The 24,545-nt window shown below is 45.7% G+C and carries 21 protein-coding genes and 1 pseudogene; 8 read left to right on the forward strand and 14 right to left on the reverse strand.

Annotation, left to right across the window (positions count from 1 at the left end; genetic code table 11):
* Positions 1-76: 76 nt before the first annotated feature.
* The gene (locus tag ACVA58_RS03960; protein ID WP_446509146.1) at positions 77-1,090 is read left to right on the forward strand and encodes a putative 2-aminoethylphosphonate ABC transporter substrate-binding protein; all 1,014 of its coding nucleotides are present in this window, start codon (positions 77-79) and stop codon (positions 1,088-1,090) included.
* Between the two features lie 74 nt (positions 1,091-1,164).
* On the opposite strand, the gene ACVA58_RS03965 is transcribed toward ACVA58_RS03960, so the two are convergent.
* Complete coding sequence (locus ACVA58_RS03965) at positions 1,165-1,323, reverse strand: hypothetical protein (protein WP_446509147.1); 159 nt, start codon at positions 1,321-1,323, stop codon at positions 1,165-1,167.
* A 303-nt stretch (positions 1,324-1,626) separates the two neighbouring features.
* Between ACVA58_RS03965 and ACVA58_RS03970 the strand changes: the two genes are divergently transcribed.
* The 3 genes from ACVA58_RS03970 to phnR all read left to right on the forward strand — a co-directional run bounded on the left by ACVA58_RS03970 (position 1,627) and on the right by phnR (position 5,388).
* The gene (locus tag ACVA58_RS03970; protein ID WP_446509148.1) at positions 1,627-2,700 is read left to right on the forward strand and encodes a putative 2-aminoethylphosphonate ABC transporter ATP-binding protein; all 1,074 of its coding nucleotides are present in this window, start codon (positions 1,627-1,629) and stop codon (positions 2,698-2,700) included.
* Between the two features lie 44 nt (positions 2,701-2,744).
* The gene (locus ACVA58_RS03975) at positions 2,745-4,454 is read left to right on the forward strand and encodes a putative 2-aminoethylphosphonate ABC transporter permease subunit (protein ID WP_446509434.1); all 1,710 of its coding nucleotides are present in this window, start codon (positions 2,745-2,747) and stop codon (positions 4,452-4,454) included.
* A gap of 229 nt (positions 4,455-4,683) precedes the next feature.
* Positions 4,684-5,388 (forward strand): phosphonate utilization transcriptional regulator PhnR, encoded by a 705-nt coding sequence (phnR, locus tag ACVA58_RS03980; RefSeq protein WP_446509149.1) that lies wholly within the window; start codon positions 4,684-4,686, stop codon positions 5,386-5,388.
* Positions 5,389-5,459: 71 nt separating this feature from the next.
* Here the strand turns inward: phnR and ACVA58_RS03985 are convergent, their stop codons facing one another.
* The 4 genes from ACVA58_RS03985 to ACVA58_RS04000 form a co-directional block, all read right to left on the reverse strand.
* Complete coding sequence (locus ACVA58_RS03985) at positions 5,460-6,122, reverse strand: DedA family protein (protein ID WP_446509150.1); 663 nt, start codon at positions 6,120-6,122, stop codon at positions 5,460-5,462.
* A gap of 66 nt (positions 6,123-6,188) precedes the next feature.
* A complete protein-coding gene (locus tag ACVA58_RS03990) occupies positions 6,189-6,386 on the reverse strand; it encodes a hypothetical protein (RefSeq protein WP_446509151.1) in 198 nt (65 codons plus the stop codon).
* 150 nt (positions 6,387-6,536) lie between these two features.
* Complete coding sequence (locus ACVA58_RS03995) at positions 6,537-7,016, reverse strand: hypothetical protein (RefSeq protein WP_446509152.1); 480 nt, start codon at positions 7,014-7,016, stop codon at positions 6,537-6,539.
* A gap of 196 nt (positions 7,017-7,212) precedes the next feature.
* Positions 7,213-8,625 carry an FAD-dependent oxidoreductase gene (locus ACVA58_RS04000; protein ID WP_446509153.1) on the reverse strand — a complete coding sequence of 471 codons (1,413 nt, stop codon included), beginning with the start codon at positions 8,623-8,625 and terminating at the stop codon, positions 7,213-7,215.
* Positions 8,626-9,102: 477 nt separating this feature from the next.
* Between ACVA58_RS04000 and ACVA58_RS04005 the strand changes: the two genes are divergently transcribed.
* Complete coding sequence (locus ACVA58_RS04005; RefSeq protein ID WP_446509154.1) at positions 9,103-10,050, forward strand: TerC family protein; 948 nt, start codon at positions 9,103-9,105, stop codon at positions 10,048-10,050.
* A gap of 79 nt (positions 10,051-10,129) precedes the next feature.
* Here ACVA58_RS04005 and ACVA58_RS04010 read toward each other — a convergent pair whose 3' ends face one another.
* The 6 genes from ACVA58_RS04010 to ACVA58_RS04035 all read right to left on the reverse strand — a co-directional run bounded on the left by ACVA58_RS04010 (position 10,130) and on the right by ACVA58_RS04035 (position 16,152).
* Positions 10,130-11,416 carry an amidohydrolase family protein gene (locus tag ACVA58_RS04010; RefSeq protein ID WP_446509435.1) on the reverse strand — a complete coding sequence of 429 codons (1,287 nt, stop codon included), beginning with the start codon at positions 11,414-11,416 and terminating at the stop codon, positions 10,130-10,132.
* A 45-nt stretch (positions 11,417-11,461) separates the two neighbouring features.
* The gene (locus ACVA58_RS04015; RefSeq protein WP_446509155.1) at positions 11,462-12,940 is read right to left on the reverse strand and encodes a pyridoxal phosphate-dependent decarboxylase family protein; all 1,479 of its coding nucleotides are present in this window, start codon (positions 12,938-12,940) and stop codon (positions 11,462-11,464) included.
* 232 nt (positions 12,941-13,172) lie between these two features.
* Positions 13,173-13,436: a hypothetical protein gene (locus tag ACVA58_RS04020; protein WP_446509156.1), complete on the reverse strand. Its 264-nt coding sequence runs from the start codon at positions 13,434-13,436 to the stop codon at positions 13,173-13,175.
* Positions 13,437-13,554: 118 nt separating this feature from the next.
* The gene (locus ACVA58_RS04025) at positions 13,555-13,986 is read right to left on the reverse strand and encodes an ecotin family protein (RefSeq protein ID WP_446509157.1); all 432 of its coding nucleotides are present in this window, start codon (positions 13,984-13,986) and stop codon (positions 13,555-13,557) included.
* Positions 13,987-14,119: 133 nt separating this feature from the next.
* Positions 14,120-14,383 carry a hypothetical protein gene (locus tag ACVA58_RS04030; protein WP_446509158.1) on the reverse strand — a complete coding sequence of 88 codons (264 nt, stop codon included), beginning with the start codon at positions 14,381-14,383 and terminating at the stop codon, positions 14,120-14,122.
* Between the two features lie 74 nt (positions 14,384-14,457).
* On the reverse strand, positions 14,458-16,152 hold the full coding sequence (locus tag ACVA58_RS04035) for a L,D-transpeptidase family protein (RefSeq protein WP_446509159.1): 1,695 nt from the start codon (positions 16,150-16,152) through the stop codon (positions 14,458-14,460).
* 429 nt (positions 16,153-16,581) lie between these two features.
* On the opposite strand from ACVA58_RS04035, the gene ACVA58_RS04040 reads away from it, so the two are divergent.
* Together ACVA58_RS04040 and ACVA58_RS04045 are read left to right on the forward strand one after the other, a co-directional pair.
* Entirely contained in the window at positions 16,582-18,129 is a 1,548-nt protein-coding gene (locus ACVA58_RS04040; RefSeq protein ID WP_446509160.1) for a YjjI family glycine radical enzyme, read from the forward strand.
* On the forward strand, positions 18,095-18,964 hold the full coding sequence (locus ACVA58_RS04045; RefSeq protein WP_446509161.1) for a YjjW family glycine radical enzyme activase: 870 nt from the start codon (positions 18,095-18,097) through the stop codon (positions 18,962-18,964). Before ACVA58_RS04040 ends, ACVA58_RS04045 begins: the two co-directional genes overlap by 35 nt.
* Before the next feature lie 104 nt (positions 18,965-19,068).
* Here the strand turns inward: ACVA58_RS04045 and ACVA58_RS04050 are convergent.
* A pseudogene (locus ACVA58_RS04050) lies at positions 19,069-20,619 on the reverse strand (long-chain-fatty-acid--CoA ligase).
* Positions 20,620-20,783: 164 nt separating this feature from the next.
* Complete coding sequence (locus ACVA58_RS04055; RefSeq protein WP_446509162.1) at positions 20,784-22,259, reverse strand: coniferyl aldehyde dehydrogenase; 1,476 nt, start codon at positions 22,257-22,259, stop codon at positions 20,784-20,786.
* Positions 22,260-22,418: 159 nt separating this feature from the next.
* Here ACVA58_RS04055 and ACVA58_RS04060 point away from each other — a divergent pair, with 159 nt between their 5' ends.
* Positions 22,419-23,471, forward strand: coding sequence for an AraC family transcriptional regulator (locus tag ACVA58_RS04060; protein WP_446509163.1), 1,053 nt, complete (start codon positions 22,419-22,421; stop codon positions 23,469-23,471).
* A gap of 58 nt (positions 23,472-23,529) precedes the next feature.
* Here the strand turns inward: ACVA58_RS04060 and ACVA58_RS04065 are convergent, their stop codons facing one another.
* A complete protein-coding gene (locus ACVA58_RS04065; protein ID WP_446509164.1) occupies positions 23,530-24,453 on the reverse strand; it encodes a LysR family transcriptional regulator in 924 nt (307 codons plus the stop codon).
* Positions 24,454-24,545 lie beyond the last annotated feature (92 nt).

A 24,545-nucleotide genomic window follows, 5' to 3' on the forward strand; every position in this document is an offset into this window, starting at 1 on the left:
AACAATCTGGTAAAGACCAAGTTTATTAAGAATACTATTCAGGCTTGGACACCCAAATATTCATGGAGATGACAAAATGAAAAACCGTTGGATGATTGCCCCTCTTACTGCAATTGCTGCACTTACCGCTTCTTCTGCATTTGCTGCCGAGGAACTGACGGTATATACCGCTTTCGAAACCGACATGCTAGCCAAATTTAAAAACGGTTTTGAGCAAGCGAACCCAGACATCAAAATCAACTGGGTACGTGACTCAACCGGCATCATGACAGCAAAATTGCTGGCAGAAAAAAGTAACCCTCACGCTGACGTTGTGTGGGGCCTGGCCGGTTCTTCGATGGCACTACTAAAAGAAGAAGGTGTACTACAGCCTTATACGCCAGAAGGTCTTGATCAAATCCGTACTAACTTGGTTGACCCGCAAAAAAACAAAGCCTGGTTTGGTAACGACGCGTTCTTCAATGCCGTTTGTTTCAACGAAATTGTTGCTGAGCAACAAGGTCTAGCTAAACCTGAAAGCTGGGAAGACCTACTAAAGCCTGAGTACAAAGGCCACATCGCGATGCCAAACCCAGCCTCTTCCGGTACGGGTTACATGCAGGTATCAGCATGGATCCAATCTATGGGTGACGATGCGGCATGGCAGTACATGGAAAAACTGGATAACAACATCGCCCATTACACCCACTCTGGCTCTAAGCCATGTGTACAAGCAGGTATGGGTGAAGTGGCTATCGGCATTTCAATGGCAATTCGTGGCGCAACCCTGAAAACTCAAGGTGCTCCTATCGATATCATCATGCCTAAAGGCGGTGTGGGTTGGGAAGCTGAAGCTGTTGGCCTAGTGAACACTGAATCTGATGCCGCGAAACAGCTGATCGACTGGTCTATCTCTGAAGAAGCCAACAAGCTTTACAATGAGTTCTACCCTGTTGTGGGCCACAAGTCTATCAATGCTCAAGTGAGTAACTACCCAGATGTAGAAAACGCTATGGTTGATATGGATTTCGGTAAGATGGCTGTCAGCCGTGAAGATGTTCTGAAGGCTTGGTCTGATAAGTTTGATGCTAAGTCTGAACCACGCTCATAATTTTCTATCCTAGAAAACGAATCGCTAAGCGTGACGATAATGCTGTCACGCTTTTTTGGTTTATGTGATAGGCATTAAAGCTGGAAATAAGGTTGGCGTGACAAAAGCCCTTCTTGTGCTTCCAATCCTTCTTGCTGCTCAGCCTGAGCATCCAGCTTTGCTAATTCTTTTTTCATTTCCGACAGCTCACGTTCCATATAAGAAATATTACGCATCAACATTTTTCTTTCCATGATACTTTGCCTCAATCAAAAAAAAATAAAAATAGAATAAAAGGTCTAGACCTATTTAGAATATCCAATCTGACAAGGTGAAACCGTGCAACCCGAATCAAATTCTTTTTTAACACAACAAAAAATTACGATATTCAGTACTGGTTAAGTATGTACCAGTAGCTCTTTTTTTCCACAAAATAACTATACCCAAGTAACTTGGGTATAGATCTAAGTAACTTCTTTTTTTCGTAAAATTCATGTCATTTAACTGTAACCGATTACCACTATGTTTGGTATATACCAATACGAGTGAGTCGAACCATGGAAACATATCTGAAGATTGAAAATGTCAGCAAGCAATTTGGACAGTTTACAGCGCTGAATGACATTTCACTTGAAATCAACAAAGGTGAATTTGTTTGCTTCTTGGGCCCATCAGGCTGCGGTAAAACAACCTTGCTACGTGCCATTGCCGGCCTTGATCTGGCGTCTTCAGGCAAAATTACACAAGACGAAAACGAAACCACTTTCCTTGCTCCGGAAAAGCGTGACTTTGGCATCGTATTTCAATCTTATGCCTTGTTCCCAAACCTGACCGTCGCTGAAAACATCAGCCTCGGTCTTCGTAATCAGGGCAAGGACAATAAAACCGTTATCGACACTGTAAACCACTGGTTGAATGTTATTGGCTTGCCAGACTCAGGTGTAAAATACCCAAATCAGCTTTCCGGTGGCCAGCAGCAACGTGTTGCTCTTGCCCGCGCCCTATCATTGTCACCAGGTTTGTTACTGCTTGATGAACCCTTGTCAGCTTTGGATGCGAAAGTACGTTCCCACCTTCGTGATGAGATCCGCCGACTGCAACGTCAGCTGGGCATTACCACGATTATGGTTACCCACGATCAAGATGAAGCCCTAGCAATGGCCGACCGTATTGTCGTAATGAATCATGGCGTTATTGAGCAAGTCGGTACACCGCAGGACATCTATGAAAAACCAGCATCTCGTTTTGTGGCTGACTTTGTCGGCAACATGAACTTCATTCCGGCTTCAGTTGTGAGCGAGAGTCAAATCCGTATCGGTGAGTCTCTGCTCCCTAAACCATCTGATGATTTACAGCGTGGAGAGCAGATAGAGTTAGGACTGCGCCCTGAAGATCTGCACTTCCTAGAGATTGGCAAGAAAAGCGACTCAAGCTTTCCGGTACAGATTGAAGAGTTAGAGTTCCAAGGCACTTATGTTCGCGCGGAATGCAAACTTCAAGGTGAATACCAAGGCAAGATGCTGAAGGTCGACGTGCCAATCCGAGAATTACGCGAGCTCCAGTTAGAACGTGGTCACTACCATTATGTGAACATGTCGAAAAAACACACCCATATCTTTCAAGCGCATTAAAGAGCCTGGATACTGAGATGAATGCAATTACCAATGAGCACGCGATGGCTTCACATCAGCCAAGCTTTGAGCAGCGCCTAACCGTATTTAGGAATTCACTAAGCCGAGATAACATCACCCTTGGTATTATCTTACTAATACTGCTGATCATTATGGGGATCTTTGTGCTGGGTCCCATGTTTGCCATGCTACAAAAAAGCGTGCTGAACAACCAAGGCGAATTTGTTGGCCTACAAAACTTTGCCAACTACTTCTCTTCACCCGCGCTGTGGCAATCATTGAAAAATACCGTCAGTATCGGCTTAACCGTCACTTTCTTTGTCGGTTTTCTTGCCTTTGGCTATGCCTATGCCCTAACGCGTAGCTGTATGCCATTCAAAGGCCTTTTCAATATTCTGGGCGCGGCACCGATCTTGGCACCATCTCTTCTGCCTGCAATCAGCCTGATTTACCTGTTCGGTAATCAAGGGATCGCCAAGGAAGTGTTGATGGGCAACTCGGTGTACGGACCAATCGGGATTGCGCTGGGTTTGATCTTCTGGACTTTCCCCCATGCGGTGATGATCTTGACCACCTCGTTAAAGACATCGGATGCCCGTCTGTATGAAGCAGCCAAGGCATTGAATACATCACCGTTCAAGACATTCTTTGTGGTGACGCTACCGGCAGCAAAGTATGGCTTGATCAGTGCGCTAATTGTGGTCTTCACCTTGGTGGTGTGTGATTTCGGTGTACCTAAAGTGATCGGCGGCAGCTATAACGTGTTGGCAACCGACATCTTCAAGCAAGTGGTTGGTCAACAAAACTTCTCAATGGGTGCGGTAACCAGTGTTATCTTGCTTATTCCTGCCATCCTTGCCTTTTCGGTGGATCGCTGGGTCAAGAAGAAACAGCAGGGTCTATTCGACTCACGTTCGGTCGCTTACACACCAGAGCCAAGCAAGCTGCGTGATGGTTTGTGCTTACTATTCTGTAGCCTGATTTCACTGTGCATTTTGGCGGTGATTGGTATGGCTGTTTATGGCTCGTTGGTTACTTTCTGGCCTTGGAATCTGACCCTTAGCCTGAACAATTACAATTTTGCCCAATTCAGCACTTACGGCTGGGCTCCATACTTCAATTCTATTCAGCTCGCTAGCTTGGTCGCGGTGTTTGGTACGGTGGTGATTTTCATCGGTGCTTACTGTGTTGAAAAAGGTCGTGCCTTTGCTCCTATTCGTAACCTACTGCAAATGATTGCGATTATTCCGATGGCGGTACCGGGCATGGTTTTGGGCTTGGGCTATATCTTCTTCTTCAATAACCAAGCAAATCCGATGTCAGTACTTTACGGCACCATGGCTATCTTGGTTATAAACACCGTGATCCACTACTACACCGTAGGCCATATGACGGCACTGACAGCACTTAAGCAGTTGCCAGCAGAAGTAGAGGCGATTTCGGCGTCAATTAAAATGCCTCAGTACAAAGTGTTTTTTAAAGTTACCCTGCCTGTGTGCCTGCCGGCGGTATTGGAAATTGCTGCCTATATGTTTGTTAATGCCATGACCACAACATCGGCTATCGTATTCTTGTACGCAACCAATACCATGCCCGCATCGGTCTCGGTGCTGAACATGGACGATGCGGGTCAAACAGGCCCAGCTGCAGCAATGGCAGTGATGATTCTGATGACAGCAGCAGTAGTCAAACTCAGCCATGTCGGCACGATTCAGCTGATTGAACGTTACACTCAGGCCTGGCGTAAACGTTAATAGCATTAATTGGTTTATCACCACTGAACATGCTTAAATTCACCAAACGGCAATAGAGAACCAGTAACGCTCTATTGCCTTTTGTTCTTTTAATACAGTAACTTACCACCAACCAATTAGTTGTAGAATAAAACTACAGCGCTACCGATATGATATCGATATAATGTTAATCCGATTACCTTTTAGCTCAATAACGGTAATCGAATTTGCATTTTACATAGGGTCAATTGTGCAATATTTAAAAATTATGGAAGCCATCAACGAGCAGATTGAGGCTGGCCTTCTGTCGGCTGGGAACAAATTACCTGCCGAGCGTAAACTCGCTGAATCATTCAATACCACTAGGGTGACCTTGCGTGAATCTCTGGCTTTATTGGAAGCCGAAGGGAAGCTATACCGCGAAGACCGCCGGGGTTGGTTCGTGTCACCTACCCCATTGAGCTATGACCCAACCTACACCACTAACTTTCCTCAAATGGCCAAAGAGCAAGGTCGTATTGCACGCACTGACCTCATAGATGCCAAGCTAATGCCTGCTAGCCGAAGAGCTGCATCGCTATTGAAAGTACCACCATTGTCAGAGGTATATCGGATAGACAGGTTGCGTTTTCTTGATGAACGCCCAGTCGTCGTTGTAACCAACTTTATCTTACCAACGTATTTCCCTAACCTGCTTGAGAAGTCATTTACCTCATCACTGACGGCCCTCTATAAAGAAGAGTATGGCGTGATCTATTCGAAAACCCGATACCGCGTCAGCACCACTTCGCTACTTGGTGAAACAGCTCAGCACCTGCGAGCAACAGCTGGTAGCCCAGCAATGTTGGTCGAACGCTTAAACTACGATCAACACGATAATGTCATTGACTGTGATTTAGAGTACTGGCGTCACGATGCTATCTGTATCGAGTCGGTCGCCCAACTATCAAAGTAGCCTTTGCCAGTAAATTAAAAAGCCTGAATGTAATCACATTCAGGCTTTCTTTTTAAGGCTCTGACAGAGCACTATACCTTCGAAATCCGCCCTGATGTAACCTTCGTCTTGGCATAACGGTAAACAAGGCCAACTAGCGCTGAAATCATCAGAGTAAAGCTCAGCAGCACCAAACCTTTGGTGATCGTTTGCTGATAGTCGCTCAGCATAGGGCTTAGCATCACCCACTTACCAACAAGTAACAGAATCAAACACCACACCAACGAGCTCATGGTACTAATCAGCACCATACGCCATGCGCTCAGCTTAGCGATCCCCATTAGCATCGGGGTTAACACCCTGACGAAAGGAACAAAACGTGAAATAAACAATGACAAGAAGCCATACTTATTGAGCAGTCGCCTCGCTTTCGGCAATGATTCTTGCGGCAGCATACGCTCAAGCCAGTTAACAAACCCGGTCCGGTGCAGCACCCGCCCCTGCAAATACCCGTTAAACCCGCCCAATGTGGCCGCAAAGCACAGTGCTGCTACCGTGGTTGGAAAATCCAAAATCCCAAGCCCAATCATACCACCGGCAAATAACACCAGCCCATCACCTGGCAAAGGCAAGAATACAAAACTTGATTCCAACAGCAAGATCACCGTCAGTAACAACAAGAACCATTTCAATGAGCTCACTTGCTGCAGGGTTTCAAAATCATGATGCCATATAGCCAATAACATCTCTTGCATAAACTACTCCAAAACGTAACTACCGGCATCCCCGGCTATATGAACTGCTTTAGCAGCAAATACCAACTAATGGCCTGTATCGCTATCGCGAGCAGTACCAAATATCACTTTGACTAGCACCCTAGATGCTAGATTTCCTTCTTGATTGGCTCGCATTTCATTCAGCCTATGTTCGATATAGTCGTTCACTTTTCGTGATGAATGCTTGATGGGCGAGCCAGGACTGTTATCTAAAACAAACAGCACCACAATCAGAATAAACACGATAGATCTCCAACTGGAGATAACATTTTTAATTCGTCGAAAGGTACGTATTCCTTCCATCATCCAACCCTCATTTACATGAGACAGTAGTGATCAATGACGACCCGTCACAGATACACTCCTTAACAAAAATAAGATTTGGAAATGGAGTTAGCCGAAGCGGTGGCTATAAAGTAGATTGCCTTCTTTCCAACCAGAAAGACGGTTATGACTCGGAGGAATGTGACCTATCCAATGAGATTGCAGTTGTGGCAATGCCGTTGACGATAGCGCACTTTGTAAAAGTGAAGGTACAGGGAATTCAAAAACAAGATCGAAATCGGGTTTTACTCCCATTCCAGCGAAATGGTCGACGCTTTTAAGACGCCTTAACGCATTGAAAATATACGCCCCATTCTTCTCATCGAAGACTGAACGGTCATCTTCTTGGGTAATGGTGTTCTCTGCTGTGATATGTCCTGACCTACTGACTTCTGTTGTTCCTATTGAGCCAATCATAGTCATTGGCTGAACCGTAGTAGCAGAACAAAACAGAACATCATTAAACGACTCAATATGCTGCGCCATCGCGGTGTTTACACACAACGATAAGACAAACAGACAAATTGTGCAGAGACGCTTAATCAACATACAACTTACCCAAGATAATCACTCAGGACATTATAATCTGTGTAATCGAACTGAACAGAGATAAATCTCAGGTTGTGTTACAAGTTATGTATGGTTCTCAAGAAAAGTCAGGGTCTGAGTAGATACAAAATAAAGAGCCAAAGGCCCTTTATTCATTTTCATGGATGATAATCAACCAGCATGTAGGCTATATTCATTATCCCTTGTCTGCTTTACCTGCAGCATCTGCAAATTTGGCTAACTGCTTGTCAACCCAAGATGGCTTTTGGCCAACATCTTCAGCCGCTTCCTTTCGTCGAATCGCATCACGCACCATCATCGCCCCAGTCCAACGAATAGGCTCAGGCGGAAAGTAACCTTTCGGGCCGGATACCAATCCACACTCGGTCCATTCATTGTTTTGATCGAGCACCATAGAAGCGAGGATCTTACCGCCTATCCAAGTTTGTGCCACACCATTACCCGAATAGCCCAAACCATAAACTATGTCTTTATTCTGTTTGAGCTGGCCAAAAAATGGCATACCCGTTACAGAGCGATCTGAGGCTCCCGTCCACGTGGTAGCGAATGATTGCCCTGACAATGACGGGAAGAACCGGTTGAAGGCGCCACGTAACAGCGGCTGATAGCGACTAGGTTGATCAAAGATCTTGCTGATCCGGTTAGCGAACGAGAAATAGTTGCCACCTTTACCCAACATTAAACGGCCATCGGGTGTTGAGCGGTAGTAATGAACAAACGTGCGCGAGTCAACGATCGTCTTGCCATCTTTCAGTCCCATTTCGTCTAGCTTTTCTGGGATTGGTTTAGTAATAGCCATATCCGACGAGACCAAAACCACACTGCGCTTGAACTCAGGGAACTGTTCTACCATCCATGCATTGAGTGCGAGTACCACCTTCTTGGCATAGATCTCGGCTTGTGGCGTCGTGATGGTAATAGGGATATCAGTGTTGATATCTTCCATAGGCGTGTTTTCATAAATCTTCACCCCTAGTCGTTCTGCGACATGCCTCAAACCACGGGCCAACATAGCAGGCTGGACACTGGCTGCCGCCGGTGAATAATACCCTTCACAGTGGATGTCTGAGCCTGCATCTAATTGGACTTTATCTTTTTCCCACGCTTGCCAGCTATTGATATCCTGCTTTTTTAGTGCGTGTAAGACACCTTCCATCGAGCCCTCTTGGGCAGTGTTAGTCGCAGTATACAAAGTGCCATGACGACGCAGCTGGGCATCGATATCGTGCTCATTGCAGAACGCTTCGATTTCATAAATCGCTTGCTCTGAGGCCGCCACCAGTTTTGCCGCTTTCTCTTCACCATACAGCTTTTTCATCGACAGGTATTTTGTTGACCACGTCAGCATGCAGCCGCCATTACGGCCCGAGGCACCACTGCCACATAATCCCTTATCGATAACAACAACATCCAAGTCTGGCTGCTCTTGTTTCAAATTGATGGCCGTCCACAAGCCTGTGTAACCGCCACCGACAATACAGACGTCGGTTTGGATATCATTCTGTAAAACATTGGGTTGAGCTGATACTTCAATGCCCATCGCCTGAGCAAACCAATATGGCTGGAAGTTATCATTGTCCTTAAGCATTATTCACCACCTGTCTTGGTATAGACCAAAATAATAATGATAAATTAGCGTCGCTCTGTGAAAGCTTTATGACAAAGAAAGTAAATATCCAAGTTACTTGTAATTGCTTGATACAGGGCACTTTGACGTATATTCGGCATAATAAATTTATTTTTTATGTATTTGGTGTAAATTATCACTAGCGCATTGAGAAATTTGCTTTTAGAATGCGCCTGCTTTGGGGAGTAGTCACCAATTGTTCGTCTGTCGTCATCTCGAAGTCTTGTACTTCCGGCAGCCGAGGGTGGATTTGTAGCACCAGCCCTACACCATCCTGACGAGACCAACGCCATTAATCATGCACATCCGTGCAGGGTTGTCTTACCTATATGTTGCCATTTGGCCGTAAAAGACAACCCTTGTAATTAATGCGCGAAAGGTCTGGTCATATCCCTGATCCCGTCTCTTTCGCGCACTCGATCGCGAAAGGAGAAAACTATGAGCCTTTTAAGCTATGAAGGGTTCGCTGTTCTAACCATCTTTATGTTGGCGCTGGACTTGTATCAAACCCGTGGTGGAAAAGTCACCATCAAGAAAGCCGCTCTTTGGAGTGTGTTTTGGGTGATTTTGGCCTTGGCCTTCAATGTGGTTATCTATCTATACTGGCCTTTGATGGCACCAGAGAGTAGCTATACCAATAGCGAAGCAGCGACTGCTTTCTTAACCGGTTACTTGCTCGAAAAATCATTGAGTGTCGACAACCTGTTTGTCTTCGCGTTGATTTTCGGCCAATTTGCCGTGCCCGAAGCGATTCGTCCTAGAGTGTTAATGTTAGGTGTTGTGGGTGCGTTGATCCTACGTGCGATCATGATCGCAGTCGGCGCTGAGTTGCTTACTCAGTTCCATTGGGTCTTATATGTATTTGCGGCGTTCTTGCTCTACACTGGTTACAAATTGTGGAGCGAAGACGAAGAAGATCAAGAGGACTTTTCCCAATCCTTACCTGTGCGTATGGTGAAAAAGTGCTTCCGGGTCTCTGATAACTACAGCGGCCATCGATTCTTCGTCCAAGATAATAAAGGCTGGATTGCGACTCCGCTGTTGATTGTGATCGCGGTGATCGCATTGACCGATGTGATGTTTGCTCTGGACTCCATCCCTGCTATTTTCGCAGTGACAAAAGAGCCGTTTCTGGTCATGACAGCTAACGTATTCGCCTTGCTTGGCCTGCGCTCGCTGTACTTTGTACTAGAAGGTATGCTGACTCGTTTCTGCTACCTACGTCCAGCACTGGCTTTCATATTGAGCTTTATCGGTATCAAGATGCTGCTAATGGAAACCAGTTATGCGATCCCAACGCCAGTGTCTCTGGCTGTGATTGTGTTGACCATCAGCACTGCAATTATCGGGTCACTATGGAAGACCCGAGAGTTGAAAGTGTCATAGCGGCTTAACGATTAGCCTCTACAAATAGATAAAACCGCTCGCATTTACGCGAGCGGTTTTTGTTTAGCCAATCAGTCGTCTAATCTCGGTTATCTTTAAAGCGAGTATCTTTAAAAATAGTTCCGCCCTTCATCACCACTTTGATATTGTCCGGGTTAGCCAAAATATCAAGGTCAGCAACTGGGTTGCCCTTAACAAACAGCATATCGGCAAAGGCCCCAGAACACAGCACTCCTAACTTCGCTTCCGGGTATGGGTCCAACAGCCCCGACAATTTCAACAACTCTGCGGTATCCGACGTCGCCTGCTTGATGCCTCTAAATGAGCCGAAATATTTCTTACGCGCCGAGAACTCCATGTTCTGCTTGGCATGCACCTCTGTCGTCCCGACCAAGTCAGTACCGAAAGCACACTTCAAGCCGTATTTATCTACCAACTCTGCTTGCTTGAGCAAGCCTTTACCTACACGCTCAGTCTTCTGGTACAAGATTTCGCTACCAAGCGGGATCTGGCGGTTGGCAATCAGCTCGGCAGTGGCATACTGCGGCACCACCCAGACATCTTTGTCGAGGCACATACTGGCGACTTCATCATCCATAAATGTGGCATGCTCGAGCGACTTAACACCTTCCTCCACAGCGATTTTCATCGCTGGCTGGGCATGGATATGACTGCACACATACGAACCGTAATTAGTGACTGTTTCTATAATGGCCCGAAGCTCATCTCGGGTATATTGGATCGTATCGAGCGGATCAAATAAAGAAGATGCCCCGCCACCACCGAAGATTTTGATCTGCGAAGCGCCTTTGAATATTTGATCCCGTGTACGTTTCAAACACTCAGGGATCCCATCAGCTAGCACTAAATGCTGCTGACGCATAAAGCTAGAATCTTCAATACCGCGATTGAAGTTCGAACGCTGGGTTCGATTTTGGCGATAGTCTGCATGACCACATGTTTGCGAGATCCCGGCATAACTTGGGTAGATCCTTGGCCCCGGCACAAAACCATTATCAATGCTTTGCTTAAGACCATAGCAGTTACTGCCTACATCTCGTACCGCGGTAAAGCCACGTTCAAGCATTTCCTTGGCAATTACAGTTGAACGAACAGCAACCTCTTCCGGTGTCATCAAGTCAATATTATCGAAACTATCAGACAATGCGATATGAGTGTGAGCATCAATTAGCCCTGGTATCACTGTGTAACCCGTCGCATCTACCGTTTGATCAACGGTTTCGAGCACCGCTTCGTATTGGTAGATTTTAGAAATGACGCCATCTTCCACCAACAAGCTGCAATCATGACGTAATGCTTCATTTTCCCCGTCAAACAAAGAGGCATTCTTAATTAATACTTTCATCATTTTTCCTCATTACACGCTATTGAAAACACGAACCTCATTTAACTATTCAGCACATACCGCTGGCTCAGAATGCGTTTGTTCTTTGTTATTGCTGAAAAGCGCACGCTCAATGTCAAAAGCGGCGATGATTTTCTCAGCTGAGCGGTCGATATCCTGCTCGTTAGTGTGGCAACTTAGGACCGAAAACAGCATGGTCTTTAGCCCTTTGTAGCCAGATGTCGATGGGTAACAGAAACCTTCTTGCTGCAAACGGTGCACGACCCGTTCGGTCATTTGATTTCGTTCAGCTTCATTTCCAGTACCGAACTGGGCTGAAAAGCGATTGGACACAACGTCATTTAAGATGGTGATACCTTCAACTGGCCGTAACTTGTCAGCCATACGCTGAGCCAGTGCACAACAGTTATCGAGATGCTGAACAATACCCTCTTTACCAAGGGCTTTAATGGCAGCGTAAACCGGTACCCCTCGGGCACGTCGGGAAGCAGAAATACCAAAGTTGATAGCATTACGATCCGGTTTGGCCATGGCGTCATTGAGGTAATCCCCCATGTTGCTGCCGCCCATTGCGCTTGCCAAAGCCGCAGCATCCTTAACAATCACTAGACCGCAGTCATAAGGCATGTTGAACCATTTGTGGCCATCGGTATCAATGGAGTCCACACGCTCAATCCCCTTGAGCAGATGCTTCTGCTTATCGCTCGCTGCTGCCCACAGCCCAATCGCACCGTCCACATGCAACCAAGCATTAGGATGGCTAGCAACAGCGTCGGCCAAGGCATCAAAGGGGTCGAATGCACCGGAGTCGATACAACCCGCCTGAGCGCAAACAAGCGTTGGGCCATCACACTGAGACAAGACTTCTGGGATATGCTCGGCAATGATCCGCAAGTTGTCATCAGTTGGAATAGTATGGATATCTTCCAAGCCAACACCGATCATCGACAGTGCACGCTTGATGGTAGAGTGGATTTGATCGCTCACCACAACGTGAACGCGAGGCGCATTGTAAAGCCCCTGCTTGGCCACATCCCAACCTGCTCGTTGAAGCAAGGTATTGCGTGCTGTGATCAAAGCGGTATAGATCGCTTCCTGTGCACCAGAAGTAAAACCAAGGCCGGCCTGTTGAGATAAGCCAAGTAGCTCTAAGACCCATTCGGCTGCCGTTTCTTCAACAATGGCCATCGATGGGCTAGATACGTAATAAGGAACATTCTGATCCCAAGCACTGACAAGCCAGTCAGCCGCCATTGAAACAGGGAACGAACTACCAATGGCATAACCAAAGAAACGAGGGCCACCAGAGCCAATTAAACCTTGCTCAACATTTACCGCTAGCTGGTTAAGCACGGTATCAGGGCAGCTAGGTGACATCGGTAAGCCGCCGCCGATGGCCTGACGTAAAGCTTCAGATGTCACGTGTTTATCAACCGGACGCTCTGGCAAAGATTCAAGGTAATCCACAGCGTGTTCTAAGGATTGGTTAAGTAACTGACGGTACTGATTAAACTGATGAGACATAGCTTAGCTCCTATTCGTTTTCGGCTATGTCACTAAAGTACTTTTCCTTACAGTTAGTTTTTTATCAATTCGCGCCAAAAAATCAGAAACACGTAGAAGAGGGCATAATTACCTCTTCTAAATCAATCAATACTATTTGCCTCGATTAATGGCATTAAGCTTGGTAACACACTTATTTTGTCTTTGAGGCTGATAACGATTAAGTCATGAAAGGTAATCGTGACCTTGCTATCTAGGCCAAACAATGAGGATGTGAACATGTCCACTGATATACCCAAGTTACCCCAAGGTGCAGGATTAAGAGGGTTGTCAGTGCCATCAAACCGCTGACGTTTTGTATCAATAGTAAGCTCAGGGGATAAATGTTTGCAAAATCACCAAATTCAACGGTTCCTGAACTGTCATTAAAATTACACAATGCCAGTAGAAACATAGAGGCAATATCTATATCAAAGTCAGTAAGTTGAACTGGTAAGTCAAACGAATGGTCAGGCATAGCAACCTCCATGAGATCCAGCTTTTAGCACAGAGACCTGTTAAGCATGAGGTTGTATCGAATATGACAAAAAACGCCAACACCCAGCGGGTATTGGCGTGATTAATAAATCAGCAGATTATTTCATTGGTGCCCAAACAGAATAATCCACCTTAACATCATCCTGGGCATAAATAACCAAAGGAAGCTTTGAGTTGTAGCGCAACAGGTCGCTATGGAACTGTAGGTTAGTGTCAGAGGCTTCTTTCTCACAAGCCATCATGGTACTGGCATAGTTCGTCTGTTTTTCCAGTACGTAGTATGAATATCCCCACCCTTCCAGCGAACGTCGCTCGATATCCATCGGCAGTGCTTTAATGTTGCAATCCACATTCATAACACTATTAGCGATAATCTGTACTCGACGAGTTTGGTTTTCGTCCTCAACCGCATCTAGCTGAATAACATGCTTGGTAAAACCCGGCATTTCAGGGAACATCTCAGCATTTTCGCTAGCGAAGACATGCGGAGCAGAAAACAATAATGCAGCAGTCAGGAATGTCTTTTTCATTTTTATACCTAATATTTTGGAATAGCTTAGTATCACCATTTTACCCTGAACCATTGCTGTTTAACTTAACTTCCAAATATTTTTCTATTTGTAAGAATTGAAACGATACTAAATATGCCCTATTGACTATTACCTAGCCTACCAAGCTTAGAATATAGAGTACAAAGGGAAGACCGGCGACAACTCGCGCTGCCTTGTAGGCCTTTAGATTAAGCTGTTTGGATTGCAAGCGGATATCAAGCAGCATTTTGTCTTCAGACTGTGTATTTTCAGCCATAGGCAATTCTTCAACCAAAGGTATCGCTTTTTGATTGATCTTTTCTATCGCGACTTTTGCTTTAATGTCGCCTTCCAATAATGCTCTTTCAACTAATTCATTGATTTTGTTACTCAACATGATTTGGATCCAGCATCAACCACCATGTACTTTCTACACCGCATTACACCGCATTAAATGACTCAGGTATGGCTCTACTGCCTATAATTTTTAACCGTCGAATATTTCAGCTTTACCGGGCGTTTTATCGGCCTGTCATAACCATAGATATCTTCCCGAAGCTGCAGTTGGTTATTCTTATCAACCCATGCCGTCACATAGGTCACATCAACATCAATCTTGCGCGGTAAGGTAATAGTATCGGTTCGCCTGTCACTTACCAGTTGCTGGTAATTACGCCAATTCGGTCGCTGCTGGTAATCCAACACATATTCAGCTAGCTCGGCGGCTTTTTCTACCCTCACGCAACCAGAGCTTAAATTACGCTTAGTTTTATTGAATAAACCTCTAGATGGTGTGTCATGCAGGTAGACCGAGTAATCATTTGGCATCAAAAACTTCACATTGCCTAGTGCATTTCCCCTACCAGGATTTTGCATAAATTCATAAGGGAATGTATGGGGGTTCACGTTGCTCCACTCCACCAGATCCGGCGAGATCGCAGTACGATCACGCCAGCTGCGGATCATCGTCAGGTTCTTACGCTGCAAGTAATCTGGGGATGCCTTCATCCCTGGAATAACATCTTTCTTTTTTATCGTCTCAGGTACGTTCCAGCGCGGATTCACCACCATGATATTCATCGATGAAGAGAACAAGTTGGTTGGTCGAGCGGTGCGGCCAACAATCACTTTAGATTCGAAAACCACTTCTTGCTTATGGGTGATCTGTAAATGGTAGTCAGGAATATTAACCCTAATACTTGGCCGTTCATCCCCTGTTGCACCTAATTGGCTACGATAAAGGTTCAATGCCAACAATCGGGCAACCTCGCTATAAGGTAATGCCATTTGATGAGCCGTGGCAGGGCCAATAATGCCATCGGCTTCTAATCCATTGCGCTGCTGAAAACGCCTGATGGCTTGGTTGAGCTCACCGCTATTTGTTAACGAAGCCTCAGCAGTGAGTCGATAAAAAGCTTCATCAGTCAAATCACCATAGGTATTAAGAACTTCGATCATGGCCAAACCATTGGGCACCACCTTGTCCTGCTTAACCAGTTGACGACCATGTGTTTGGTAACTGTGTGATGGCAATTGATTAAAATGTTCAACTTGTGCCAGTGCTCTCTGGGCAAGATCATATTGATCTTGCCTGCCGACTAAACGAGAATTCAAAAACGATGTATTAATCACAGCGCCTTTCACGGAGCCCGGTAGTAGCCCAATGTCTGCATCACGGTTCAAACTCAGCGTCTGGTGGCGAAACATCAGACTTGGTGATGAAAATAGTTGGTAGGTTAACGCCTCGTAAAGCAGGAAGGTGTCTGTGGCCAGCATGTCATATGCGCGGAGATCGGGTAACAGTTCAAGCTGGGCAAGCTCTGATAGACGAAGCTCCAAACCCGTTATCAAACCAGAGTACGCCAATGATTTTACGCGAACATTCAGGGCGTTTCTTAAATCACCCTCGCCCCACAGCGGCATATAATCATTCTCAGCATAGATTCGCTTCACTTCTTCTGTGAAGCACAGACCTGTTTGAGTCGCCTCGCACAAGCTTTGTGCACTAGACAGATTGATACTTTTAAGCAAAGAAAGGTCTAATAATGAGCTTCCTATCACCGAACTGGCGGATACTTGAGTCTGCTGGCTTGAATAATCGCTAGCCACATCACTCGGACTAACAAGCGCGGCATATTCGGTGTTATCTAACGATTGCGCTTGCACTTGACAACCAAGCGTCAAAGTCAGCGAGCAAAGAAGTAGATTGAATCGGTTTGGTGATCTGTCTGAGCAAGTCATCACATAAGTCCTGAGCTAAAGTCTTCGACCAACTATCAAGCTCTGTCCATGAGAAATTTAGAGAGCGGAACGGGCTTCCTGTTTGATCCACCTACTATTATTTCTAGTCAAATTAGTGACACTATGACAACTTCGTTATGTTCCAAAAATGACAATCCAGCCAATAAAATCAAGAAGCCTTTCCTCAGCTCAGTGTTTACGGGCTGTTTGTTACCGCTAGGTCAGGTTTGGCAGCAACAAATTTTTTATAACCAGATCCAAGTTATTGGTTTTCCATTATAGAAACTGTCACTTGATTTCTTTTCACTTCAAGAAATCGTCTTGGCCATTTATGGTATTAACCATAATTCAAACATGGTTAATAACATGAGCATTCAAGACAAGTTCAAGCAAATCATCCAAGATCCAACTCTCTCTCCAAAGCAAAAAAGCCAATACCTTGCATTGGAAGCCGATGCTAGCCTGCCCTATCTCGATATTTCAGAGTCAGTTCATGCCGCCATTGAAGACAATATCTTGTGTGACATGTTTGAAGGTAATGCACCATTCAAACCACGTTACGTTCTGCCGGATTACGCCAAGTTTCTTCAACAAGGTTGTGAATACCTTGAACTGCCACCAGCAACAGATTTCGATGAAGCGCTTAACCATCTCTCGATTATCTACCACCATGTGCCATCGGTTACCAATATTCCCGTTTATCTCGGTCAGCTAGATGATGTTTTGATGCCGTTTACCAATGGCCTAGACGAAAACACCATTTACCGTAAGCTACGTCTTTTCTGGATCATGCTGGATCGCACCCTGCCAGATGCCTTTATGCATGTAAATATTGGTCCGACTGATAACATTATTTGCCGTACTATTTTGCGAGTAGATGCCGAACTAAAACAAGTCGCGCCTAACTTAACCTTTATGTACGATCCAGAAGTCACGCCAGACGATCTACTACGCCAAGCCAGCCATAACATCTGTGAGTGCAGTAAGCCACATATCGCCAACTACCCTGTCCATGCCAACGCCTATGACAACAGTGGCTTTGGTATTGTTAGCTGCTACAACTCATTGCCATTAGCGGGGGGGGCTAACACACTGGTTCGTATGAATCTTAAAGAAGTGGCTCGAAAAGCATCATCTAGCGAAGAGTTCTTTCGTACCATCCTGCCAAGCTACTGCCAAACCATGTTCGAGTTGATCAATGCTCGTTCGGCTTATTTACATGAAGATTCAGGCTTCTTTAACAGTTTCTTAGTGCAAGAAGGTTTGATTGACGAAAGCCGTTTTGCGCCGATGTTTGGCATCTACGGTATGGCAGAAGCCGTCAATACCCTACTTGAAAAAGATAATCTGAACGGCCAATACGGTCACCAATCAGCAGCAAATGCACTAGGCCACCGTATTTCGAAAGCCCTGAGTGACATTGTTACCTCAACACCAGTGAAATATGGCTACAATGGCCGCGCCCTGCTCCATGCTCAAGGTGGGATCAGCCTAGATGAGGATGTGACCCCAGGGGTTCGTATTCCATATGGTACCGAACCTGATCCGGTGAACCACATCCAAGCCCTAGCAGAGCATCACCAATATTACACGTCTGGCATTAGCGATATTCTGACCATTGACGAAACGGTCAAATCCAACCCTGAAGCCATGTACCAGCTTTGCAAGGGCGCGTTAGCTATCGGATTCCGTGAATTTACCGCCAATGTGCACTCTAATGATTTGGTACGTGTAACAGGTTATATGATCAAGCTTTCAGATATTGCCAAGTTCAAAGAACAAGGCTCTCGCACCAATACCACAGGACTTGGCGCAGAAGCGGCCGCCAATACTGGTATCCTTAATCGAAAACCACGAGTTGTGAGCCATGAGCAAACGCCGCGCTACTGCGACAGTCAGTAAGATCCTGACCTTCTCGTGTGTCGACGGGCCAGGCAACAGGCTCGTTATCTTCCTGCAAGGGTGCAATTACCAATGCAAGAATTGCCATAACCCGCACACTATCGGAGTATGCAATGATTGCGGTGATTGTGTTGCACCTTGCCCAAGCAACGCGCTTTCGATGCAGGAAGGTAACGTTAAATGGCAGGCAGAACTCTGTACTCAGTGCGATCGCTGCTTGGCAGTATGCCCTAACCAATCCAACCCCAAAACCCAGCAAATGGGGGTTGAAGAGATATTACAACTCGTTCGAAAGCATCAGCTGTTCTTGTCCGGCATTACCATCAGTGGTGGTGAAGCGACACTGCAACTGCCTTTCATTGTAGAGCTATTTAATGCCATCAAAGCAGACTCTAGGCTTCAGCACTTAACCTGCATGGTTGATAGCAATGGCAGTCTAAGCGTGACCGGGTGGGAAAAGCTCCTGCCTGTATTGGATGGCGCTATGATTGACCTGAAAGCTTGGCAAGATGAGACTCATCTATGGCTAACAGGACGCAGCCATCACCGGGTGATGCAATCTATTGCGCTGCTGAGCCGCTATGATAAATTAGAGGAAGTGCGTCTCTTGCATATTCCTGGGATCACTGATTTCGAGCAGGAAATAGATGCCCTAACCCACTATTTATCGTCTCTGCCAGAGAGGACAATCATTCGGCTCAACGCGTTTCAGCATCACGGCGTAACCGGCCAGGCTCTTGAATGGGAACCGTGCAATGGTAGACAAATCAATGCGTTCGCAGAGCAACTCACCACGCGTGGTCTTAGTGTGATATATCGAGAGCCTCTAGGTTAAGCCAATCGAGGTCTCCCACTATTATGGAGGGAGACTTTGATATATTGGAAGACATAACTATACGACGATATAGTCATAATCCTTCATGATGCTATTCCTTTCGCTTATTCCGCAGTGAGTTTACGCTTCAAAATCTTACCAGTTGCACTCATTGGCAGTTCAGACTTGAAGTGAACATGCCTTGGGTATTTATAATCAGCCAGCTGAGCTTTACACCAAGCTTTCAACATTTGTTCGTCTGCGTCATGGTTTTCGTCTAATACCACAAAAGCATGAATTTCTTCGCCATGAACTGCATGAGGTAAACCCACAACAGCAACCATCGAAACAGCCTCGTGCTCCATTAAAATTTCTTCAACCTCTCGCGGATAGACGTTATAACCACCACGAACAATCATTTCCTTTATCCGGTCAACGATGTAAAGGTAGCCGTTGCTATCAAGCCGGCCAATATCACCGGTATGAAACCAGCCATCAACCAAGACCTCCTCTGTGGCTTCCGGTCGGTTGTAATATCCCTTCATGACGCTCGGGCTATTGATACAAATCTCGCCAAGCTCTCCAGCAGGCACTTGCTCACCCTTTAAACCAATAATTTTCACCGCTGTTGCACATAGTGGCTGACCGACACTCCCTGGGATCCGTTCAGCATCTACATGGTTGAATGTAGCAACTGGGGCAGTTTCAGACAGCCCATATCCCTCTAGGATCGGAATATTAAACTGCTGCTCAAATTGCTTAAGGATCTCCACAGGCATAGAGGCACCGCCAGAAATCCCTATCCTTAGGTTTATCGATACCCGCTCTATCAGTGATTGGTGATGGTCAGACGCAGCCAATAACGCTATATACATCGTCGGCACCCCGGCAAAGACGGTGACTTGATTTGCATCTAGCGCTTCAAGCACGGTTACGGGATCGAAGCGAGGGGTCAGAACCATGCTACTGCCACTCAATACCGACGCATTCATCAACACCGTTTGGCCAAAGCTGTGGAATAGCGGCAAGGTTATCAATGTAGTATCGAGTTTAGAAAGTCGCATGAGGTATTGGGATGCCATCGCATTCGTTAGCATGTTGGTATGCGTCAGCTCAGCCCCTTTAGGCCGTCCGGTTGTGCCTGACGTATACAGGATAACGGCAGTATCATCGCCAGTACTGGCGTGTGTAATAAAATCCGAAGGCTGTTGATTGATCCAGCTAGTGAAGTGTATTTAGCCGTCATGCGCAGGTGAGGTATACCCCGGTGTCGGTATGTGAATGAAATGCTCACACGTTTCAACCTCTGTAAAACCAGAACGCCCCATCTCGCCAATCGGCATCTCAGGTGTACCATCAAAACAAAAATAGGCCTTCGCTTCTGAATCTGCCAAGTGGTAAGCAACTTCCCGCGATTTAAATAGCACATTGAGCGGTACAACAGTACAACCCGCCTTTAAGATTCCGTAATAGATAGCGGGAAAATACGGTAAATTCGGGCATGACAATGCCACTTTATCACCGACTTCTAACCCCAATCCTTTGAGTCCATTTGCGACTTGATTGGCTAACACGTTCAATTGTTCATAGGTAAGTTGTTTATCCACACAACTTACCGCAATTTTGGATGGATACAGTGTTGCGCAGCGTTCTAGATTGACAGCAAGATTCAGCATTTACGACCTCATATTATTGTTTTTCATAACATCCGATGAAGGGTATTGCTATAGCATCAGCGCTGCCATACCAACGCTAATGCTCTTATAGTTATACTCATTAATTCAGGTATAGCTATTTACTTCTATAGAATTAATAACGTCTATAGAACAGTGTTCTTCAATTATTTGTTCTCTCTCAAACTGGGGTCGGCTTTGCCGACGAACAAACGTAAAGTTAATCGTTGCAGCAATGTGCCGTAAGGCGGACTGAATATTTGAATAGGAAACCACGGTTTCATTTCTAACACGGTACGTGCATGGCTAAGTTCATGGAAGCCTTCTTCGCCGTGATAGTTACCGATGCCTGAATGCCCCGTTCCGCCAAATGGCACCGAATGATTAAGAACATGCCAGCCCCAATCATTGATAGTCACGCCACCGCTGTGAGTATTTGTCAGCACCCATTCACGCTGTTCAACGTTATTGCTGAATAGGTAACAAGCAAGAGGCCTAGGCCTAGACTGAATATGCTCTACAACATCCTTAATATCGTCGAAACCATATACAGGCAGCAACGGACCAAAAATTTCTTCTTGGCAAATTCTCATATCCGGTGACAGCGATGTAACAATATGCAATGGGTACTGGCGCCCTTCACCTTTGTCACCACAACGTGTAATAACAGCCCCTTTGTCCTCGGCATCCTTTACCAAGGCAATAAATCGCGACTCTTGAGCCTCATCGACGAGATGAGTGACATCGGGATTACCACCAAAACTTGGATACATTTGTCGGTTCGCGGCTTGTAACGCCGCGACAAAGCTATCGATTTTTTCCTTTGGTACCATGGCATAATCCGGTGCGATACATATTTGTCCCGAGTTAAGCCCTTTGCCATGGGCAATACGTTCTGCGGCTTTCTCGATATCGTAATCATCAAACACCACGGCGGGTGACTTGCCACCCAATTCAAGCGTGACCGGTGTCAGATTAGCCGACGCATTAGCCATAATATGTTTGCCACTTGCCGGGGACCCGGTGAAAACCAAGTGGTCAAAAGGAAGGTGGGAAATCTCCATCGCTTGAGGGTGCTCCCCCTCAATAATACACACCAAATCTTCGCTAAAGACTTCAGCCAACATGCGCTTGAGCACTGTCGTCGTTTTTGGGCAGTTGGGTGGCATTTTGATCATGCAGCGATTACCCGCAGCCAGTGCTGTAATCATCGGACCGAGCGACAGGTACAAAGGGAAGTTCCACGGGCAAATAATGCCAACAATACCCTTAGGTTGGTAACGTAATTGAAGTTTATTGCCTTTAAATAGCCACTCTGTTGGCCGGCGTTTGGGCTTGACCCACCGCTTTAAATGACTTTGTACATGGTTGATATCTAAAATAGGTGCAAGTACATCAGCCAACACAGATTCCGTGTGTGAACGGTGGCCAAAGTCATCACTCATTGCCTCCGCGAGTAACTGCTGATAACGGCTAAGCTGTGACTTCAATGCCGTTAGACGCTCTTTCCTTACCGCAATAGAGGGGTATGGTTCTCGAGTAAAAGCACGCTGCAATACTATAAATTTGTTTTTTAAATCATTAACTTGATTTACATTATCTTGCATTGCGTCATGATTTTCGACAGTGCTTGGCTTGTTCATAATAAATGTCACCCTATTGTAATACCATCACATTACAACACTTCGTTCACACCAAGCACAGGTCGCAAGCAGACAATTATAGGTGAATTTCGGACAACACCATAAACCAGATAATTGTTTATGGTAATCTGTTATTTATGGTTAATATTGAATGTAAATATGGAATATATTGCTAACTACGCCCCTAGTGCCAACGATTACACTAACGGTATTTTAGATATCCAATTGCTGGCTAAGATGCTGGAGAAAGAAGAGGTTGCTGTTGAAACCCTGCTCTCAGGGAGTAAGCTAACGCCGGATGATTTATCCTCTCCTAATACTCATATTCGTTACCGAGATAAGCTGGTGGTATATGCCAATGCCATGGATTTATCTTCTCAGCCAGGGCTGGGGTTATTGGCCGGTAGCCAAGCCCGCTTTAGTGATTTCGGTGTACTTGGCTATGCGGTATTCAGTAGTGCGACATTGGGTGAAGCACTGCTTATTGGCTTTAAATATCTTCGCCTTGCGGGCCCCGTATTACGGAAAAAGATGTGGGTCGATAACGATGTCGGTGGATTCAGTGGCGAAAAGTTGCTGGAGCTCGATGAGAATTTACTTCGCTTCTGCGCCGAGTACTGGTTTAGTGCTATCAAAGCATTATGTGAAGAAATCACTCAGACGACGTTTCCAGCTAAAAAGCTCTATTTTCCTTTTCCCGAACCTAGCTACAGTCGTCTGTACCAAGACATATTTAAGTGCCCTGTTATCTTCGGTAGCAATAAACTGGAATGGCATTTTGATTCTGATTGGTTGGCACGTCCATTACCCACAACCAACCCATTAACCTTGAAGATGTGTCTGCAGTCTTGCGACGACATGCTCTCTAAACTGGATCAGCCTACAACCTTAGCCGACAAAGTCTCATTGCTGTTTGTTGAGAGTTCAGGGCGCTATCCAAGTATCGAACAAGTTGCCGAACACTTCTCAATGTCATCACGCACCCTTCGTCGTCACTTAACCCAACTTGGCACCAGCTACCAAATTCTATTAGATCAAGTCCGCTGTAACTTGGCTAAAGATTATTTAAAAACGACTCAGTTGAGCCTAGATGAAATTGCTGAACGTATTGGTTTCTCGGATAGCGCTAATTTTCGTCATGCTTTTGGAAAGTGGAGTGGAAGCAGCCCCTCTCAATATCGCAAACAAACAAGGACTAGCGAAGAAGCATAAGCCACTCGGTTTCACCTGCAACCCTGTATTTCAAAATATGCAACCCAAGCACAAGCCACTAAGATTCAGCTGCGACTGAGATAATTTGTTCGTAAAGCCAACGCTGTGCAGGATCGTTCATGCTCGGCTGATGCCAGACGAGACTGTAAGAGACCTCGCCATAATTAAATGGTAACGGTTTGGTGATCAGATCTTTTGCCTGCAAGGCGACATTTGCCCATTGGCGAGAGCAGGTAAACAGTAAATCACTGTGATGGCACATCAAGGCTGCCCCACCAAAATCAGGTACATTGACGGCGATTTTGCGTTTCTGGTGCTGCTGAGCAAGCTGCATTTCGAAGAACGGGACATTCAAGTCGTTATCGGTTATACCGATATGACCATAACTTAGGTAGTCATCAATGGTCAGGGTTTTATCGGCTAGTGGATGGTTGGGGTTCATTAAGCACACCATTTCGTCATCCAGCAAAGTTTCCCATACCAGATTATTCTGAGTGCTCGGTGGCTGGCTCTTATCATGGGGTAAGATAATAAAATCCAACTGGCCTTTGGCAAGGCTATCAAACCCTTTATTATCACGCGACCAAATCTCGAGTCGCATTCCCGGCGATTGCTCTAGTACCCTAGCACTCAGCTTAGCCGCCAACAGCTCGAACGTACTTTCCCGCATCGCCAATGAAAAACGCCCTTGATATGACGCAGGATCAAATGCCTCTTGCGTCAGCATCTGGTTCATCTCATTGATCATTTGGTGCACTGTCGGCCCCAAACGACGGGCAAGCGGTGTAGCTACAAGCTGATTGCCGTGACGATAGAACAACTCATCGTTCAAGCTTTCCCGCAATTGGGTTAAGGTTTTACTAACAGAGGATGGGCTCAGGCATAACCTTTCTGCACTCGCGGTAACACTGAGTGTATCCAACATGACATGCAGTGTAATTAAATGCTTCATGCTAATTCGGGACAGTTTGATGAGATCCATAAGCCTTTTAGTATCCAATAGCTACAAAAAAGCCAGTAGATGACCTACTGGCTTGTTTCATAATAAATTATTCTGGATTGGCGTCAAATAAA

Source organism: Photobacterium sp. DNB22_13_2, assembly GCF_052873915.1.